The organism is Blautia glucerasea (assembly GCF_020537505.1).
Taxonomy (GTDB): domain Bacteria; phylum Bacillota; class Clostridia; order Lachnospirales; family Lachnospiraceae; genus Blautia_A.
On record NZ_JAJBMO010000035.1, the window covers coordinates 1 to 18,859 of the forward strand.

The 18,859-nt window shown below is 46.3% G+C and carries 17 protein-coding genes and 1 pseudogene; 2 read left to right on the forward strand and 16 right to left on the reverse strand.

What is annotated here, in order from left to right:
* Positions 1-180, forward strand: a 180-nt coding sequence (locus tag LIQ05_RS17835) for a hypothetical protein (protein ID WP_226822752.1), incomplete at its 5' end; no start/stop codon positions are given.
* Between the two features lie 143 nt (positions 181-323).
* Here LIQ05_RS17835 and LIQ05_RS17840 read toward each other — a convergent pair.
* Together LIQ05_RS17840 and LIQ05_RS17845 are read right to left on the reverse strand one after the other, a co-directional pair.
* Positions 324-2,255, reverse strand: coding sequence for a hypothetical protein (locus LIQ05_RS17840; protein ID WP_226822753.1), 1,932 nt, complete (start codon positions 2,253-2,255; stop codon positions 324-326).
* A gap of 188 nt (positions 2,256-2,443) precedes the next feature.
* Positions 2,444-3,583 carry a ComEC/Rec2 family competence protein gene (locus LIQ05_RS17845; RefSeq protein ID WP_226822754.1) on the reverse strand — a complete coding sequence of 380 codons (1,140 nt, stop codon included), beginning with the start codon at positions 3,581-3,583 and terminating at the stop codon, positions 2,444-2,446.
* Positions 3,584-3,783: 200 nt separating this feature from the next.
* Between LIQ05_RS17845 and LIQ05_RS17850 the strand changes: the two genes are divergently transcribed.
* The gene (locus LIQ05_RS17850) at positions 3,784-5,058 is read left to right on the forward strand and encodes a peptidoglycan-binding domain-containing protein (RefSeq protein ID WP_226822755.1); all 1,275 of its coding nucleotides are present in this window, start codon (positions 3,784-3,786) and stop codon (positions 5,056-5,058) included.
* Between the two features lie 61 nt (positions 5,059-5,119).
* Here the strand turns inward: LIQ05_RS17850 and LIQ05_RS17855 are convergent, their stop codons facing one another.
* From LIQ05_RS17855 to eno, 14 genes and pseudogenes are all read right to left on the reverse strand, one after another.
* A complete protein-coding gene (locus LIQ05_RS17855; RefSeq protein ID WP_264292804.1) occupies positions 5,120-6,202 on the reverse strand; it encodes an NAD(P)H-dependent flavin oxidoreductase in 1,083 nt (360 codons plus the stop codon).
* A gap of 359 nt (positions 6,203-6,561) precedes the next feature.
* Positions 6,562-7,848 carry an RIP metalloprotease RseP gene (gene rseP, locus LIQ05_RS17860; protein ID WP_226822756.1) on the reverse strand — a complete coding sequence of 429 codons (1,287 nt, stop codon included), beginning with the start codon at positions 7,846-7,848 and terminating at the stop codon, positions 6,562-6,564.
* A 1-nt stretch (position 7,849) separates the two neighbouring features.
* Positions 7,850-8,992, reverse strand: coding sequence for a 1-deoxy-D-xylulose-5-phosphate reductoisomerase (gene dxr, locus LIQ05_RS17865; protein ID WP_226822757.1), 1,143 nt, complete (start codon positions 8,990-8,992; stop codon positions 7,850-7,852).
* A gap of 87 nt (positions 8,993-9,079) precedes the next feature.
* Positions 9,080-9,874, reverse strand: a complete 795-nt coding sequence (locus LIQ05_RS17870) for a phosphatidate cytidylyltransferase (RefSeq protein ID WP_226822758.1) — start codon at positions 9,872-9,874, stop codon at positions 9,080-9,082.
* A gap of 1 nt (position 9,875) precedes the next feature.
* The gene (locus tag LIQ05_RS17875) at positions 9,876-10,583 is read right to left on the reverse strand and encodes an isoprenyl transferase (protein WP_226822759.1); all 708 of its coding nucleotides are present in this window, start codon (positions 10,581-10,583) and stop codon (positions 9,876-9,878) included.
* Between the two features lie 93 nt (positions 10,584-10,676).
* A complete protein-coding gene (gene frr, locus LIQ05_RS17880) occupies positions 10,677-11,231 on the reverse strand; it encodes a ribosome recycling factor (protein WP_226822760.1) in 555 nt (184 codons plus the stop codon).
* 55 nt (positions 11,232-11,286) lie between these two features.
* The gene (gene pyrH, locus LIQ05_RS17885; protein ID WP_226822768.1) at positions 11,287-11,982 is read right to left on the reverse strand and encodes a UMP kinase; all 696 of its coding nucleotides are present in this window, start codon (positions 11,980-11,982) and stop codon (positions 11,287-11,289) included.
* An 81-nt stretch (positions 11,983-12,063) separates the two neighbouring features.
* On the reverse strand, positions 12,064-13,029 hold the full coding sequence (locus tag LIQ05_RS17890; protein ID WP_226822761.1) for a hypothetical protein: 966 nt from the start codon (positions 13,027-13,029) through the stop codon (positions 12,064-12,066).
* Between the two features lie 258 nt (positions 13,030-13,287).
* Positions 13,288-13,413, reverse strand: coding sequence for a hypothetical protein (locus LIQ05_RS17895; RefSeq protein WP_226822762.1), 126 nt, complete (start codon positions 13,411-13,413; stop codon positions 13,288-13,290).
* A 210-nt stretch (positions 13,414-13,623) separates the two neighbouring features.
* Complete coding sequence (locus LIQ05_RS17900; protein ID WP_226822763.1) at positions 13,624-14,139, reverse strand: acyl-CoA thioesterase; 516 nt, start codon at positions 14,137-14,139, stop codon at positions 13,624-13,626.
* Between the two features lie 140 nt (positions 14,140-14,279).
* Positions 14,280-14,750, reverse strand: coding sequence for an SsrA-binding protein SmpB (gene smpB, locus LIQ05_RS17905; protein WP_021926591.1), 471 nt, complete (start codon positions 14,748-14,750; stop codon positions 14,280-14,282).
* Between the two features lie 127 nt (positions 14,751-14,877).
* A complete protein-coding gene (gene rnr, locus LIQ05_RS17910; RefSeq protein WP_416386007.1) occupies positions 14,878-17,235 on the reverse strand; it encodes a ribonuclease R in 2,358 nt (785 codons plus the stop codon).
* Positions 17,236-17,505: 270 nt separating this feature from the next.
* Positions 17,506-17,742, reverse strand: a complete 237-nt coding sequence (secG, locus tag LIQ05_RS17915; RefSeq protein WP_226822765.1) for a preprotein translocase subunit SecG — start codon at positions 17,740-17,742, stop codon at positions 17,506-17,508.
* Between the two features lie 226 nt (positions 17,743-17,968).
* Positions 17,969-18,823, reverse strand: a pseudogene (eno, locus tag LIQ05_RS17920) (phosphopyruvate hydratase); the annotation flags it as partial.
* Positions 18,824-18,859 lie beyond the last annotated feature (36 nt).

An 18,859-nucleotide genomic window follows, 5' to 3' on the forward strand; every position in this document is an offset into this window, starting at 1 on the left:
ACTAAGGATCTTGTAAGCATTGCGCTTGTGTGGGTTCAAGTCCCATCTTCCGCATTTTTTATTGCTTCAAGAAGTGTCAAGAGCCTGCAAAACATTGATTTTGCGGGCTTTTTTGGACTTCAAATGTTCATAAACTATCAAAGGGTGTCAAGAGTTTGCCCCCATTCTGCCCCCCAGTAGCAAGATTCTTGCCCCCAAAATTATAAGCAATATAACGCAACATTTATAAAATAAAAAAAGCCTTTACTCTCCTAAGGGGCAATACAGGATTGTAAAGGCTCTTCATAATTTTCATTATTTTTAATTCATACTGATGGTACATTTTACTTCGGCAATTCCGTCACTGTCTCCAGCTTAAATCCTTCCCACATATCTGCAGAAATATTCCACTCGCGCAGATCCGTAACGATTTTATGATAAAATGCCTGTCCGCCGCGGACAATATCGTAGGTGCGGGCGTCGCCTCTTGCTTCCAGGTGGCGTCCAAAACTGCAGTTCGTCACATCCTCCGGGCCGTAATCATCTACGTCTCCTCCTGGCCAGAAAATATAAAGTCTGGGAATATCGTCAATCTGGCGCAGATCAATCCCTGCAAGCTTCAGGAATTTCTTTCCGGTAGACTCATGGGCAGTAAACACATGGGAATAACGCCATACCGTTCTTGTAAAATCAGACACACGGAACTGGCCAAGCCAGTCTTCATCCATCATTCCATCTGAAGTCTCTCTGGAAACGATCACCACCACCGGGAATAAACGCTCGGAATCCTTCAGCGCTGTGATCAGATTTCCAAACATCTCCTCCCGCAGGATCCTTCTTCGGTTAGAACACTCAATTCCATTAACAATTCCAATATTATCTACAATTGTCTTATAATAGCCCGGATAGCTGAAAAAGGTTACTCCCGGATCCTGGATAGTATGCTCTCTGGCCGGCTGTGCATATCCGTTGCAAACCTTCAGGATTACCTTCTCCTGACGGGATACCTCAAGCCCTGCCTCGGAATACCAGATCCGGCCGCCCACTTCCATATCCATATGTCTTACATGCATATTCAGATGGCGGTTGCCCGGATCATAATTCACAGCCACATGATAAGCCAGGATATCCGCATGATAGGTGCTGGTCTTCTGTGGCATCTGTTTAAACAATCCGCCGTATTTTCCCACGATCCAGCCATATATACAGTCTGCTGCCTGCTGGAAAATCTCCGTAGCAGAAGCCAGCTGTCCCTCTCTCATCCTGCTCCCGTCCACCTCTGTACACATCTGGAATACATTGTGACGGATCAAAGGCTTCATCTCATAATGCCAGGACTCTCCCAGGCTCTCTTCACGCCCATCGTTATAAACATCACGCTCCTTAAAAATCGCTGTCAGGCGGCTGTCATGGAACTGGCTGTCGTTTAACAGGGCAATGATCGTATTTACATTGATAGGCACCTTACGGCTGCGGTGAAGCAGCTGGTCCACCAAAGTCTGCTTGCTGGTCTTATAAATACGCTTCGCCAGATTCTCCACCTGCAGGTCACAGTCCTCATCCAGAAGCTGGGCCACCTCCGGATAAAGCTGTCCCTCTCCCAGCTTCAGGCGGAAATGACTCTTGATCATATCACTCCATCTGCCTGATTTATAAAGGGAATGTCCCAGGTCCTCAAACAGGGTAACCATAGATTTATCACAGAGCTCCAATGTTGCCAGAATGCTGTTAAAGTATCTGGAAAACCCCTTATAATTCTTCCAGAGTTCTTCTCCTTTATAGCGCATATCGTGCTCAATCTCATGCCAGCCTTCGAAAAACATGGTCTTAATCTGAATCTCGAAGGTATCATCAATATACATATCCCAGGTCTCCGGGGAAATCTCCGTTCTCAAATATTCTGGAAGCCGGCACACACCGTTCAGCTTGGTAGGCTTAAACTCTTCCTCACTTCGTTCTGAGGTAGACCAGCCAATCACGTCAAAAGTATTTTCCACAATGTTCTGGCAGATTTCCACGTCATCATCAAAATACAGGTTGATGCGGACACCTACCAGATCCTGCAGCTTCTTATTTTCTGCCCCGTAATCCTTCAGGGCAAATTTATGAGCCATAGAGGAGGCTGTCTTAATTCTGGAAAAAACCCTGTAGTACAATCCACACTGCTCCAGCCGGTCACTGATAATACGCTTCAAATCCTGCTCCACAACAGCCGGAACCTTTACCTTTGCAGCCAATTCCTCCTTTGTGAAAATTACTCGTTTCTGTTCACTCACTAATTTTACACCACCATTTATTTTGTAACAGTCCAACATTTACAGAATTGTTGTACCGGGGCATCCCTACTGAACCGCTACCATATTTTACGTTACTTACGTTCTACTAAGCATACACTTTAGTATACCAGAATTTATCCAAATAAAAAAGGGAATTTCCGAAATATAATCGAAAAATTTTGGTTAAATCAAAAGCATTTTTTGCACGCCTCATATCCCTGGGCCTGCGCCTGGGAAACAGGCTCCTGGTATGCTTTGTCCGGGTTCATATTTCCGCAGTCCGGAATGCTGTGATATTTGCTTCCTGTGGCAGAGATCCACACCATTTCCTCCTGACTGTCATCCGCAGCTGTCTGTTCTGCCTCTTCTGAAACAACAGCCGCTTCCTGCCCGCTGCTTCCTTCTGATGCAAATCCTGCTGCTTCTCCACTTTGTGCATCCGTTTTCCCATCCCCGGAGGTATAATCATTGCAGGGCTCCATATTCCAGGAAATAGTACTGCCATCTGAGGACGCCACGATAGTGCCTTGTTCATCGGTCCGATATACTGAAATTCCCATGTCCGACAGCTTTTCCATGGTATCTGCATCCGGATGACCATACATATTCCCGGCTCCACAACTGATCACTGCAAATTCCGGGACAGCAGCCTGAAGGAAATCCCAGCTTGTAGCTGTGGCTGATCCGTGGTGTCCCACACTTAACACATCGCAGTCCAGATCCAGACCAGATGCAACCATATCGCTCTCACTGTTGTAATCCGCATCTCCGGTAAAAATAAAACTATTGTCTCCATTTGTCAGCTTGATCGCCACCGAATTGGCATTACTTTCCCTGCTGATCTCCTTTGGGGAAAGAACAGTAAATTCACCAGATCCAAATTCATATTCTGTTCCAACAGCCGGATGCTGCACTTCAAGCCCCTGGGCTGCCACCCCGTCCACAAAGGAATTATACAGGGAAGAATCGTGGACGTAATCTGCCCCGATTACGTTATCCACCTGAAAAGCACTAAGGCAGCCGATCAGTCCGCTCACATGATCCTCATCATAATGGGAAGAAATCAGATAAGCGATCTCCGATACATTCTGCTCCTGCAAATAGGAAACCACATAACTGGAAGCACCTCTCGGTCCTCCATCATACAAAAGCGTCTGCCCCTCCGACTGCACCAGAATGGACAGTCCCTGCCCCACGTCCAGAAAGTGTACCTCCATGCTGCCGCCAGATGCAAAAACAGCCTTTTCATTTCCTGAAAAGACAGCTCCTGCCAGGATCAAAGTAAATGTTAAAAGATAGCCTGCAATTCGTTTTCTTAAATTTTTCATTCTATTCCTTCTTTCGTACTTTTTACAGCCCATGCAGTTTTTTCCGCTTAGGCGTGCTCCCATCCTTGGGTATATCTGCATTTTTTATCTGCTTTTTCATTATAATATATTTTCGTCCCTACAAACATCACTTATTCTGTTTTGACACTCCTTCTTTCTCCCGCATATAATACCCAGAAGAGCATTTTATGAGGTCGTCCATGTATTACAGTAAAACCTTACGTGCACAACAGGAAAATGTAGACCAGGGAACCCTACAGATAACAGTTCGTTCTGAAGCAGACAACCGGCCTGTGGAAAATGCACTTGTCCGCATTTCTTATACCGGCGATCCAAACAGCATTATCGAGGAAGTCCGGACAGATTCTTCTGGAAACACGCCAATCCTCCAGCTGAAAACACCCCCTCTGGAATACAGCCTGAACGCTTCTGAGGAGGCGCAGCCTTATGCAGAATATTCCATGCAGATCGAAGCCGAGGATTTCCACCAGAAAGAGATTGCAGGTACAGAAATATTGCCCGCTGTTCTCGCCAGGCAGCCAGTGCTTTTAAATTCCAGACAGACTTCTGTTCCAGACAATAGAGTGGTCATTCCACCTCACACCCTCTTCTATGAATATCCGCCCAAAATACAGGAATCAGAAATTAAGCCTGTAAATGAAACCGGAGAAATCGTCCTAAGCAAAGTCGTTATTCCAGAATATATCGTAGTGCACGACGGACCAGTGGGAGACAACTCTGCCTCCAACTATTATGTCCGTTACCGTGATTACATCAAAAACGTAGCAAGCAGCGAAATTTATGCTACCTGGCCAGATGATACAATACGTGCCAACGTGCTGGCTATTATGTCTTTCACGCTTAACCGGGTGTACACAGAGTGGTATCGTAACAAAGGAAAAGACTACACCATCACCTCATCCACTGCCTACGACCACAAATGGATCCGAGGCCGCAACATTTTTGACTCCATCGACCGCATTGTAGATGAACTTTTTGAAAACTACCTCTCCCGTCCTAATGTCCGCCAGCCGATTCTTACCCAATACTGTGACGGAGAGCGGGTACAGTGCCGCGACCGGGGATGGATGACACAGTGGGGAAGCAAGCGGTTAGGAGACCAGGGATACTCTGCTATCGAAATCCTGCGTTATTTCTATGGAAATGACATGTATATTAACGTAGCCGAAGAGGTCTCTGGCATCCCATCCTCCTGGCCAGGCTATGATCTGGATATAGGTACTTCCGGAAGCAAGGTGCTCCAGCTCCAGGAACAGCTGAACGCCATCAGCCAGGCTTACCCGGCACTCCCCAAAGTGAATCCAGATGGAATCTACGGCTCCCAGACGCAGGCTTCTGTCCGCAAATTCCAGAATATCTTCGGTCTGCCCGAAACCGGAATCGTAGACTATCCCACCTGGTACAAAATACAGGAAATTTACGTGGGTGTCACCCGGATTGCGGAATTACAGTAAACACAATATGGCGGGATCGCCCTTCTCCCGCCATGTATCATAATCCTCTGCTGACCAGCCATCAGCCTTCTGCTAATTCTCTCATCAGTTCATGCACCGTAGTAATTTTGTCAATCCTGCCCACATTTGCCCCACAGAACATCAATCCATTCTCCACATCCCCCTTCACAGCATCGATCAGAGCCTTCGTAATACAGTAAGGCACCTGGCCAGGATTACATTTTTCCAGGCAGTTATAGCATTTTTTTACTGGGATCCTTCCCTTCTCTACAGCTTTTATAAAAGAATTACGAAGGGCTCTTCCAGGCATTCCAACCGGACTCTGGATGATCTGCACATCCTCTTCCTTGGCATTTACATAGGCCTGTTTATAACTTTCATCTGCATCACACTCCCTGGTTGCCACAAACCGGCTTGCAATCTGTACCCCGTCTGCCCCAAGAAGCATAGCATGATCAATGTCCTTCCGGTCAAAAATCCCGCCTGCAATTATCACCGGAATCTCCCGGCCAAACTTCTCCTCATATTCTTTCTTACAGGTAATAATATCACAGATTTCCTGGTCAAAATCCAATTCCCCTCTGTGAGCCAGCTGCTCCCTGGAAAAGCCCAGATGCCCGCCCGCCTCCGGTCCTTCCACTACAATCAGATCTGCTGTCCGGTTATACCGGTGCGCCCACATTTTCAGGATCAAATGAAGCGCCCTCTTAGAAGAAACAATAGGCGCGATCCTGGTTCTGCAAAACTCCGGTACCAGCTCAGGAAGCTCCATAGGAAGCCCTGCGCCACTGATAATCATATCTGCGCCACAGGCCACAGCCTCCTGTACATGTTCTTTATAATGCTTCAATGCCACCATAATGTTCACACCGATCAGCCCATTTCCCCCAGCGATCTCCTGCGCCTTGCAGATGTGCTTCCGAATCGCCCTCCGGTTACACCCCGCCTGGTCTTTCTCAAAGCCCTCCTCGTCAAACCCGATCTGGGCTGTGGAAATGATTCCCACTCCCCCTTCTGCCGCCACTGCACCTGCCAGAGAGCTTCTGCTTACCCCGACTCCCATTCCGCCCTGAATGATGGGAAGCTCAGCCACCTTATCTCCAATTTTCAAGCTCTTCAAACTGCTGTTATATCCTCTATCCAAAACAATCTCCTCCACATTTCAAATTAGTTTGATTTTAAAACTATTTTAGTATAAAGTATAATTGTTTTTATGTCAAGTTTTTCTTTTATTGCATACTCCATTACATAGTTTTTATTACCGCATCCAAGTCTGTTAATAAATAACAGTGACAAAACACAAACTCCATTTTCCTGTTATCACGATAATCGCCAAAGGTCCATACACACATATTTTTTTGGCGCCCTGTCCATAGAAAAAGGCCATGCGTACCACCCTGACACACATAGCCTTTACTTTTATTCTGCATTTTCATCTGTGAAATGTTCTGAAAAGTTACTGTTTACTCCGTTCACAGCAACACGCTTCGCGATGCACAGAAATCAGAAAATCTTCAAAACATCATTATACATAACCACAACCATCAACAGCATCAGCACCATCAATCCAGTGAAGTGGATCATGCCTTCCACCTGCCGGTTCACAGGCTTCCTGCGAACTGCCTCAACCACCAGGAAGACCAGACGTCCGCCGTCCAGTGCCGGAAGAGGAAGCAGGTTCATCACACCAAGGTTTGCAGACAAAAGCGCTACCATATACAGCATATTTACCCAGATGGACAGCATACCCTCGCTCTTGCTAGCTTCATAGGTACTGCCAATTGCATCTACCACGCCAACTGGACCGCTTAAATCCTTCACCCCAAGTCCTCCTGTAAGAAGCTCCTTCAGACTAAGCAGCGTAGACCGGATCATATATTTTACTTCCAGTGTTCCATATTTCAGCACTTCAAAGCCCTGTGTCCTGGTATAACCCAGATTATAGGAAAAACCAAGCACTGCAGAGCGGGATTCTGAGGGCGTTACCTCTGCGGTATATTCCAATCCATCCCGCTCATAGGTAATGGTCACGGCCTCGCTTGTAAGCGGATGCTCAGCAAGATATGTGGTATAATCATCTGCGTTTTCCAGTCTGGCACCGTTAATAGATGTGATCACATCCCCGGGTTCCACTCCAGTCTCAGACAAGCCCATTCCTGGGATAAGAGATTCCACTTCCAGAGAATCGGTACTCTTTCTGTTAAATCCAAGAAGATATCTCACCTGCACATCCGGTTTAAAAGAAAGCTCCACATCTTTTCCATCTCTCTCCACCGTCAAATGGATGGTTTCATCCTCCTGGGGACTGTTCAGATACATATACAGATAAAGATCTCTTGCCAGGTCAATGTGATAGCCCTGGTATTCCTTGATGATATCGCCTTCCTGAAGACCTGCTTCTGACACGGCAGAGCTGCTTTCCACCTGGATAACCTTTGCCGGATCATAGCCAACCAGTGCCACAATGATCACTGCAAACACGAAAGCCAGAATAAAGTTAAAAATGGGACCTGCCGCAACTGTAGCAATCCTTCCCCATACCGGTGCTCCATTAAAAGTCCCCTGCGCCTCATCCTCCATGTCCTCTCCCAACATTGCACAGGAGCCTCCAAGAGGCAGAAGCTTCAGAGAATATTTGGTTCCATTCTTCTCTGTGCTAAGCAGCCTTGGTCCCATTCCAAGGGAAAATTCCGTTACCACGATCTTGTTTTTCTTTGCCAGAAGAAAATGTCCCAGCTCATGAAAAAGAATAATCGCACTAAAAATCAACAATGCCAAAATAATCTTCAACCTACCACCTGCTTTCAATCCATTTATAAGTCTCGTCTTCTACCGCCAGTATCTCCTCCAAGTCTGGATCTGCAATCACATGATGTCTCTCCATAGACTGTGCAATAATATCATAAATATCCAGGAAACCGATCTTTTCCTGTAAAAACTTCTTCACTGCCAGTTCATTTGCTGCATTAAACACAGTTGGCATACTGCCGCCTTTTCTTGCAGCATCCATAGCCATTGGAAGTCCCAGGAATGTCTCCATATCCGGATCCTCGAAGGTAATTTCTTTTAATTTGTGGAAATCCAGTCTTTCTCCATCCAGATATCTGCGCTCCGGATAATAAAGTGCATACTGGATGGGAAGCCGCATATCCGGAGTCCCAAGCTGTGCCATAACAGCACCATCCTTAAACTCCACCATGGAATGGATAATGCTCTTCGGCTGGACAACCACCTGGATATGATCCAGATCCACATCAAACAGCCATCTGGCTTCCATAACCTCAAGGCCTTTATTTACCAGTGTAGCGGAATCCACCGTGATCTTCTGTCCCATTACCCAATTCGGATGCTTCAGGGTATCTGCAAGAGTCACATACTTCAACTCCTCCCTCTTTCTTCCCCGGAAGGGACCACCGGAAGCCGTGATAAGAAGCTTCTCTACCTGAGCACGTTTTTCCCCGTGAAGGGCCTGGAAAATAGCACTGTGCTCACTGTCTACCGGAAGGATCTGCACCCCATACGCTTTTGCCATAGGAATGATCAGATGGCCAGCTGTTACCAGCGTCTCTTTGTTGGCAAGTGCAATATCCTTGCCAGCCTTGATGCCCTCCATAGTCGGACGGATTCCAATCATTCCAACCACAGCAGTCACCAGAATGTCCGTCTGGGGCAGACGCGCAAGTTCCAGCAGTCCATCCATACCAGATACGATCTTCACATTCAGATCGGCCAGACGAACAGCCAGGTCCTTAGCCGCATTCTCATCCCAGACTGCGATCAGCTGAGGATGAAACTCTCTCGCCTGCTCTTCCAGCATTTTTACATTTCTTCCAGCACTGATTCCCAGCACCTCTATGTCACCGTTGGCTCTTACCACATCCAGTGTTTGTGTACCGATCGAGCCGGTTGAACCTAAAATTGCAATTTTCTTCATGTAAAATTCCTTTCATTCCATCACACGGGCAAATCATGCCTTATCATTTCCACTCGTTCATGCAAATATTCTGTTACCGGTTCTGCATCAAATTCCCAGCACCAGTTTCGCCAGGAAATAAATAGCCGGAGCGGTAAAGATCACACTGTCAAATCTGTCCAGGATTCCCCCATGTCCCGGGATCAGCTTTCCATAATCCTTGATTCCCTGGTTTCTCTTAATGGCAGAAGCAGCCAGGTCTCCTACCATGGAGATCAGTGCTCCAACTGCACAGATCAACGCATATTCTGCCACCTTGCCGCCAGTCGCCGCAGCATAAATTGCTCCTAAAAGGGCAGCTCCTGCCACTCCGCCGATTCCGCCTTCCACGGATTTCTTCGGGCTTAAGATCGGTGCCATTTTGTGTTTGCCGATCAGCATTCCCACACAATATGCACAGGTATCACATCCCCATGAGCACAGGAAGATCAGCCATACCAGGAACTTGCCATCCGGCAGGTTTCTGGTAAGATAAATGAAGGACAGCATCACAGCCACATACACAACTGCAAAAAAAGCAGGCATTACCTGATCTGCTTTAAACTTTGGGTACGTAAATACATAGACGAACATAAAGATCATAAATGAGATGATCACGCCCATCATTCCGTATTTTTCAAAATCCAGTGTCATCAGCACATAATAGATCACTGCTCCCACATACCCGGCGATTTCCAGTGCATTAAACTGATCCTCTCTTACCTTCATCACCTTGTACAGTTCCTGCATTCCGATCAGGGAGATTCCAAGCAATGTGAAAAACAGCACATAACCTCCGCTGATGATTGTCAGAAGCGCTACTGCAACCAGCACAATACCGCTTAAAAGACGTGTCTTAAACATCTTACTCCTCCTTCACACCGCCATATCTTCTGTCTCTTTGATTATATTTCTCAATAGCCTGTATTAATTCAGCTTTATGGAAGTCCGGCCATGCCACATCTGTAAAATAAAATTCTGTGTAAGCCAGCTGCCACATAAGGAAATTGGAAAGTCTCTGCTCTCCGCTGGTACGGATCAGAAGATCCGGATCTGGCACTCCCGCCGTATCCAGGTAGCTCTCCACCCGCGCTTCGGTCACATTCTCAGGGGAAAGCTTTCCATCTGCCACATCCTGTGCCATTTTTTTCATTCCTCTTGTGATCTCATCACGGCTTCCGTAATTCATGGCAATCTGGAAATACAGCTCATCATAATCCTTGGAAAACTCCTCCAGTTTCCGAATACTCTCCTGGATATCCGGTGCAAAAGCAGAAATATCACCAATGATCTTGATCTTCATTTTATTATCTCTGGAAATCTTGATACATTTCTTCAGATAGCTGCGGAACAGCTTCATAAGACCAGCAACTTCCTCACTGGAACGCTTCCAATTCTCTGTGGAAAAAGCGTAGACCGTCAGATATTTCACTCCCAGATCCTTGATGTCGTAGCAGACCTGCTCCAGATTGGCGCAGCCCTTTATATGTCCATAGCCTCTTGGCATTCCTTTTGCCTTTGCCCAGCGCCCGTTTCCATCCAGAATTATGGCAATATGATTGGGTACATTCATAATTTTCTCCTTATTTTATCGATTTCTATAAAAGCCAGAAAAGAGCTCCTGTTAAGAGCTCTCTCTGCATTTCTTTATAATAGACTGTCCCTATTATACAGTCATGATCTCCTTGCCCTTTGCATCTACTGCTGCATCTACATCTTTGATGTATTTATCAGTAAGCTTCTGGATCTTGTCTTCCAGCTCTTTGATCTCGTCCTCAGATACATCCTCTTCTTTTTTCAGTTTCTTGTATGCATCATTGGCATCACGGCGGATGTTGCGGACTGCAACCTTGGCAGCCTCACCTTTTTTCTTAACATCCTTAACCAGATCTTTACGGCGCTCCTCAGTAAGCTCCGGGAAAACAAGGCGGATCACTTTACCATCATTGTTCGGATTCAGACCAAGATCAGAAGTAAGGATTGCTTTCTCAATCCCTTTGATCAGGCTGGATTCCCATGGCTGGATCTGGATCATACGTGCTTCCGGAACGGTGATATTTGCCACCTGCTGAAGTGGTGTAGGGCTTCCATAATAATCTACAGTCAGCTTGTCAAGGATATGGGGATTGGCACGTCCTGCGCGGATGGTAGCCAGCTCTGCCTCTAAGCTTCCCAGTGTTTTTTTCATTTTCTCTTCATACTTCTGAATTCTCTCATCCATAAAATTAATCTCCCTCTCTATGATTTTCTGCTGGTAAGCAGTATTATCCGTTTTCTTATACAGTCACTTTCGTTCCGGAGAATTTTCCGTGAACGGTATTGATAATGCTGTTCTCCTCGTCAAGAGCAAATACCAGCATCGGCATCTTCTGCTCCAGGCACATGATGGAAGCGGTAAGATCCATAGCTGCAAGCTTCTTATCTACAACCTCCTGAATGGAAATCTCGTCGTACTTCACAGCGTTCGGGTTGGTCTTCGGATCGCTGTCATAAATACCATCTACAGCCTTTGCAAGAAGGATAGCATCTGCCTCAATCTCAACTGCACGGAGAACAGTAGCTGTATCGGTAGAAAAATATGGATGTCCGGTACCGCCTGCGAAGAATACCAGTTTGCCCTGTGCAAAGCTCTCCTCTACGCTGTCCTTGGAATACAGCCTGGTAAATGCACCGCATGCAAATGGAGTGTAAATCTCTGTCTGCATTCCTGTATATCTGCAAAGGTCAGATACATAGATGCAGTTCATAATAGTGGCAAGCATACCGATCTGATCTGCCTTATTGCGGTCGATGGTCTCGCTGGTACGTCCTCTCCAGAAGTTTCCTCCTCCGATGACGATCCCGATCTGTACGCCTTCGTCAGAAATTGCCTTGATCTGCTTCGCTACTGCAAGTACAGTGGCTTCATCAAAGCCTGTTTTCTTCGGGCCTGCAAGAGCCTCTCCGCTTAATTTTAATAATACTCTTTTCATTTCCATTCTTTTGTCCTGCCTTATTTTATATTAATAATATCCAGAGCAGCGTCTTTGCCTCTGGCATCCATTATTATCGATTTACCATACCCCTGCAACCACTTCATTGCCGCTTTCATCTACTGTAGTAGAAACAGTAAAGGTATCATAATAATGATATCCTGTCTCTCCGGTTTCCGGCTCATTCTCATAATCGCTTCCGTTTGCATCGCCAATTGCTGCGATCAGACTGCTGAGGGGCTGTCCAATATACTGCTTCGCAGCATCTGCGCTTGCATCAGATGGATCTGTATTGCCTCCATTATTAGACGGAGCCTGTGTTGGTTCCGGATCATCTCCATTATTAGATGGAGCCTGTGTTGGCTCTGGATCTTCTTCCGGAGTCGGTGTCACATCTGTTTCCTCCTGATCCCCGGAATCGTCCTCACTGTCATCCAGTCCAAGTCTTGCCTTTACCTCACTCAGTGTAGATGTCTCTTTCTTACTGCTGCCAGTCAGATAAGTAGCATATGGAATGGCATCATCGCCTGTTCCATCCATCTTAAGGGTGATCTGTGTGATCACAGTCAGCGGCAGCTTACGGAAATAACAGTCTGTAAGATCTTCATCCTCATATACGATCCGGATATCATAACTGGTAACTGCATTTCCATCTGCATCCTTCACACTGGCATCATAGTAATAAAGTGCCTTATCATTATCATTCAATGTAAATAAACCATTGATCAGCTCGTCTCCCCAGTCATCATCGTCATCGCTGGTCGGACGTACATAAAGGCCCTTGATGGCAGAGCCGGTTCCATTTACAATAATTACCTTGGAAGCAGTTGCAGTCTCGTCTCCGATCACATTCTTAATATCTGCATCATCGGATTTCTGCATATCCACAAGGGTTCCATCATCAGCCTGGGCTGTATCTGTATTCTCGGCAGGAGCTACAGTTACCTGCGCATCCTGAGTTGTATCATCAGTCTTTTTCTTACCACATCCGGCGGCTGCCATGGCAGTTACCAGCAGTGCTGCAAGAATCACATAACGTTTCTTCATAATCTATAATCCTCCCACAAAAAGAATTAAACATCCACTTTTTGTTCTCCATTATTATTACAGAGTATGGCAGACTTGTCAACCGAAGGCGGAATGATTTCATACAATTTTTAGACTTTTCCCAGGGAACCAGCTTGGAAATCCCTTCCACAATAATCGGTTCATCGTCTATAATCACCACATGATACATTTATATACCCCCATCATAACTCCACTGTATTTTCCGGTTACCAGCCGGATTTTTCTTTACCAGTCAGGTCATTTCCAGATAGAAAAAACACTGATCTTACGTGTCCGGTCACTGTCATTTTTGATCCTCACATCCCAGATTTCAACAGGATCATCCATTGCAACGGACATTTTTTTCATTGTCAAAATATCCATATCGCATAAAAAAACCTCCTAGTTTTTTCCCCATTTTTTATCTTCATTATAGAATGTTTTCCCGTGCTTCTGAATGGTTGCTTATGGAAAAAATTGTCTAAACTTGTGCAAGAATGTTGCTATTTCCGTAAACCCAAAAAGAGTCAGGGACAGTTTTCTCTGCCTCTGACTCAAATAAATATCTGCTTACAAACAATAACGCCTCAATGTTTAAAAACCGGCATTTCTTCGTTTCTTACGCATATCCCTGCGGAGCACAGCTGCTTCATGGCGGCCCTTTTCAGCTTCTGTGCGGATAATAAGCCCCGGGATCTGTGTGGGGCGTTCATTTTCATCCACCGCTACCATTACGGAAAAGGCACGGTTCACCAAATAGCGCATACCATCCCCCCGCTCTACGTAGGAGTCAATTTCCACTTCCATGGAAGTATTTCCCACATAAGTTACATAGCCGATCATGACAAGGATCTCGCCCTCATAAACAGGCTCTTTAAACTGTAAATTGTCTACTGCAGCAGTTGTCACACGATAAGTTCCACAGTGGCGCATGGCAACCACTCCAGACACCTCGTCCACCCACTGCATTAACATTCCGCCGAAAAGTCTGCCTCCAGCGTTTAGGTGCTGGTGCATGATCAGGTGCACCTGCTCGGTTTTGGAATCCTCCACGATTTTCATCATACGGGTTTTCTTTGCTGTTTCTTCTGTTTTCTCTTTTATTTCCATAGCTGACCTCTTCTTATCGTTTTCGCACTGCCTGTCACGGAATGAACCGTAGCATTTTTCAACCAATTCCCTATAAATTTTTAACAGCAATTTATGAAAGCCGGGAATTTTTCAAAATATAAACTCCCAGCTCTCAGTACTTAATACAGATTCTTTACTTTGAAATCGCGCTCTGCTTCTCTTCTCTGATCCTTCTTGGCAATATCCTGACGTTTATCGTACAGTTTTTTACCTCTTGCCATGCCAATCTCTACTTTCACAAGGCTGTCCTTAAAATAAACCTTAATCGGCACAAGGGTAAGGCCTTTTTCCTTCAGCTTTGCTTCCATCTTGTTGATCTCGCTTCTGTGAAGCAGCAGCTTCCGGATACGAAGGGGATCTTTGTTGAAAATATTCCCTTTCTCATATGGGCTGATGTTCATTCCGTAGATATAAACTTCCCCATTCTGGATTCTCACAAAGGACTCCTTCACGCTGCATTTCCCCATACGCAGGGATTTCACTTCCGTTCCTGCCAAGGCAATTCCAGCTTCATAAGTATCCTCAATAAAATAATCGTGAAACGCTTTTTTATTATTTGCAATCAGTTTGATTCCTGGTTTCTTTGCCATAAGTTCCTCCCTGTATGGATTGCCGCCTGGGGACGGCACTTGTTATAAACCAAAGTTATATTTACGTTACCACGCACTGGCAACACATCACGAGCTGTCTGGGTGAAGCTCGTGAACAATAACGCTTTTACCAGTCGTGATCCTCAGACAAAACGAAATCCACTGTCTTCAGCATAGTATCTGCGTCTGCGACTTTCACCCGCACCTTCTGTCCCAGTGCAAAAACCTTGTGAGTCACATCGCCGATCAGCTCGTAAGCATCCTGGTCAAACGTATAATAATCATCCCGAAGTGTATTGACATGAACCAGTCCTTCTACGGTATTGGGAAGCTCCACATAGAAGCCCCAGCCAGTCACACCGGAAATAATGCCCTCAAATTCTTCCCCAATATGGTAAGACATGTATTCTGCTTTTTTCAGTTTATCCGATTCTCTCTCCGCCTCATCTGCCCGGCGCTCACATACGCTGGACTGACGTGCCACGTCTTCCAGAATCTCTTTATAGTGCTCTGTCTTGCCCTCTCTTTCCAGACGTCCCCGGAGCTTATCCTTAATGATCCTGTGGATCTGAAGATCCGGATAGCGGCGGATAGGAGAAGTAAAGTGACAGTAGTATTTCGCTGCCAGTCCAAAATGGCCGCTGCATTCTGTGGTATACCTGGCCTGCTTCATGGTCCGAAGGGTAAGGCGGCTGATCTGCGGCTCATTTGGAAGTCCCTCAATGCTCTCCAGAATGGTCTGGATCTCCTTAGGGGTAATCTCCTGGCCATGCTTCTGCACCGGCACGCCCTGATTGTGAAGAAGGGTGAGAAGACTCTCTACCTTCTCCGGATCCGGAGTCTCATGGGTACGGTAAACAAAAGGCATATCGTCTCTGCAGCACTCTTCTGCCACAGTCTCATTTGCCATCAGCATAAAATCCTCAATGATCCTGGTAGCCACATTCGCCTCGTATGGCTTGATATCAATGACTCTTCCCGCAGCATTTAAGATGATCTTGCTCTCCGGGAAATCAAAATCAATGGAACCTCTGTGGTGACGGTTTCCCCGAAGGATCTCAGACAGCTCCTTCATCAGGAAAAACATGGGCACAAGTTTTTCATAACGTTTCTTTGCCTCCTCGTCGGTATCCTCCAGAATGTTCTTCACATCTGTATAATTCATTCGTTCGTCCACACAGATCACGGTCTCTGCGATCTTGTGGGAAACCATATTTCCCTTCTCATCAATGTCCATAAGGCAGCTCAGGGTAAGACGGTCCTGTCCCTGGTTCAAAGAGCAGATTCCATTTGAAAGCCGTACCGGAAGCATAGGAATCACACGGTCTGCCAGATACACACTGGTTCCCCGCTTCAAGGCTTCCCGGTCAAGGGCACTGCCGCCCTGCACGTAATTGCTTACATCTGCAATGTGTACCCCAAGATGATAAATGCCGTTCTCCTTAGTCAGGGTAACTGCATCATCCAGGTCCTTGGCATCCTCTCCGTCAATGGTGACGGTCTGAAGATGGCGAAGGTCCAGTCTGCCATCCCGGTCTGCATCCAGCACATGATCCGGCACACGCTCTGCCTGGCGAAGCACTTTGTCTGGAAATTCACTTGGGATGCCGAAGCTTTTTACAATGGCAAGAATGTCTGTTCCTGGAGCCCGGCAGCTTCCCAGATTCTCTTTAATCTTTCCTTCCGGATTGCGGTTCTTGCTTCCGTAGCTGGTGATCTCCACCACCACTTTATCCCCGTCCTTGATTCCCTGGGAATCTTTTCTTGGAATAAACACATCCTTGGAAAACTTGGGATTATCGCTTACTACGAAACCGAAATCCCGGCTGTTCTCGTAAGTTCCTACGATCTCTGCCATGCCCCTTTCCAGGATCTTTACCACGATTCCTTCCCGGCGTTTGCCTTCCTGTGGCTCTTTTGTGATTATAACACGAACCTTATCCTGGTGCATAGCCGTTCCGGTACAATCTTCCGGAATAAATACGTCGTTTTCTTCTCCTTCGATTTCTACGAAGCCAAAGCCCTTGGGATGGCCGATAAAGGTGCCCTCCACAGACGGGCTGTCCGGGTATTCGTTTTCCAGACGTGCCAGGCGGAATTCTGCATCTTCTTCCTCGTAGCGTCTGCCGTGTTTCCGGTCATTATATTTCTCCTTACCTTTGCCGTAACGGTCTTCTGACTTTCGATCAGAGTATTTTCCGTCCCGTTTACTCTCGTATTTCTTATCGGAACGCTTCTCATCTTTTTTCCTGGTACGTCTATCGGAACCTTCTTCCCCATTTTTCCCGGAAAACTTCTCCTCGCGTTCTTCTCTTCTTCCGCGAAGCTTCTCTTTCCCGCGCTTTCTTCCAGTTACCTTGGAATAGCGTCCCCTGGAATCCAGATCAGCCTTTCCCTCTGCTACCAGCTCATCCAGAACACGGTACAGATCTTTCTTTTCGTCCTTGGAAAGACGCAGAAGACCTGCAATCTCCCGGAAACGCATAGGCTGGTACACCGGATCACCAAGAAGCTCCATCATAAATTTTTTTCGTTTGTCAAATTCTCTGTCTTTATTCAACTTTTCTCCTTCTTAATGCCTGCACCCGCAGGCTACTCTATCTACTATCACACGTGCAAAATAGTTTTTATCAACCTGCTGATTCTACCTGGCTCCTCCAAATATTTTTAGCATAACTTTCTGCTGAAATCTTCTATGACATAAAAAACACCCTTGCGATCAGATCAACAAGAGTGTTTCCCAGTTCATTCTTACTTAGAAATTCAGGTTCAATACAATTGCCAGTACAAAGAACAAAACTCCCATAACTGTAGTTGCCTTAACAAGACCGCCCTCCATGGAACGTCCTTTGTTCTTACCCCAGTATGTGTCAGCTGCTCCAGCGATAGCGCCAAGACCCTGTGACTTACCTTCCTGCATAAGGACTACTACGGTAAGGGCAATACAATCTATAACAAAAAGAATTGTTAAAATCGTTCTTAAAATCTGCACGTGGTTACACCTCCTAATCAACTAGAGGATATTGTACCATAGCCAGCTTTTGATTTCAACTCTTTTTTCTCTTGAATTTAGGCAAATCACGGCATTTTCCCGTGTGGTTCTCCCATTTTCCTAATTAGGGAACGGATGTTACCGTTCATTCCATTCACATCAACACACTTTGCGCCGCTATTTTGGGGGCTGTGAGCTTTACCCTCAAAAAACACCTGGCAAAATATTACCTGTGAACATTAACAAACGGATTTTCATATACCGACAGCCCTCCCAGCTGCTCATGGATCCGCAGCAGCTGATTATACTTGGCATTTCGGTCAGAACGGCATGGCGCACCGGTCTTGATCTGACCTGCCCCAGTTGCCACAGCCAGATCTGCAATAAAGGAATCCTCCGTCTCGCCAGAACGGTGGGAAATGACAGAACGGTATCCTGCTCTGGCAGCCAGCTCCACTGCCTCCAGAGACTCTGTCAGGGTTCCGATCTGGTTTACCTTGATCAGAATGGCATTTGCAGTTCCCAGCCTGATTCCACAGGACAGACGTTTAATATTTGTTACAAAAAGGTCATCTCCCACCAGCTGTACCCTGCTTCCAAGACGCTCTGTCATCGCCTTCCAGCCTTCCCAGTCATCCTCCTGAAGGCCGTCCTCAATGGAAACGATGGGAAAGGCATCCAGCAGATCTTCATAGTAGCTGATCATTTCATTGAAATCCCTGATCACTTCTTTTCCAGTCATCCGGCTTTCCCCTGGAAAATAGTAGCCATCTTTTTCCCCATCGTAAAGCTCGCTTGCCGCAGCATCAATGGCAATGCCAATGTCTTTTCCAGGCTCATAGCCTGCATTTTTCACAGCTTCCAGGATCAACTCCAGAACTTCCCTTGCATCCTTCAGGTCCGGGGCAAAACCTCCCTCATCCCCAACTGCGGTAGACAGATTTTTTTTCTTCAAAAGGATCTTCAAGGACTGATAAATCTCCACGCACATACGGATTCCCTCTGAGAAGCAGGAAGCTCCCACAGGCATGACCATAAACTCCTGAAGATCCACCGTGTTATCTGCATGCCGTCCCCCTTGTGTCAAGCTAATGACACAAAATTTTTGTAATTTGTC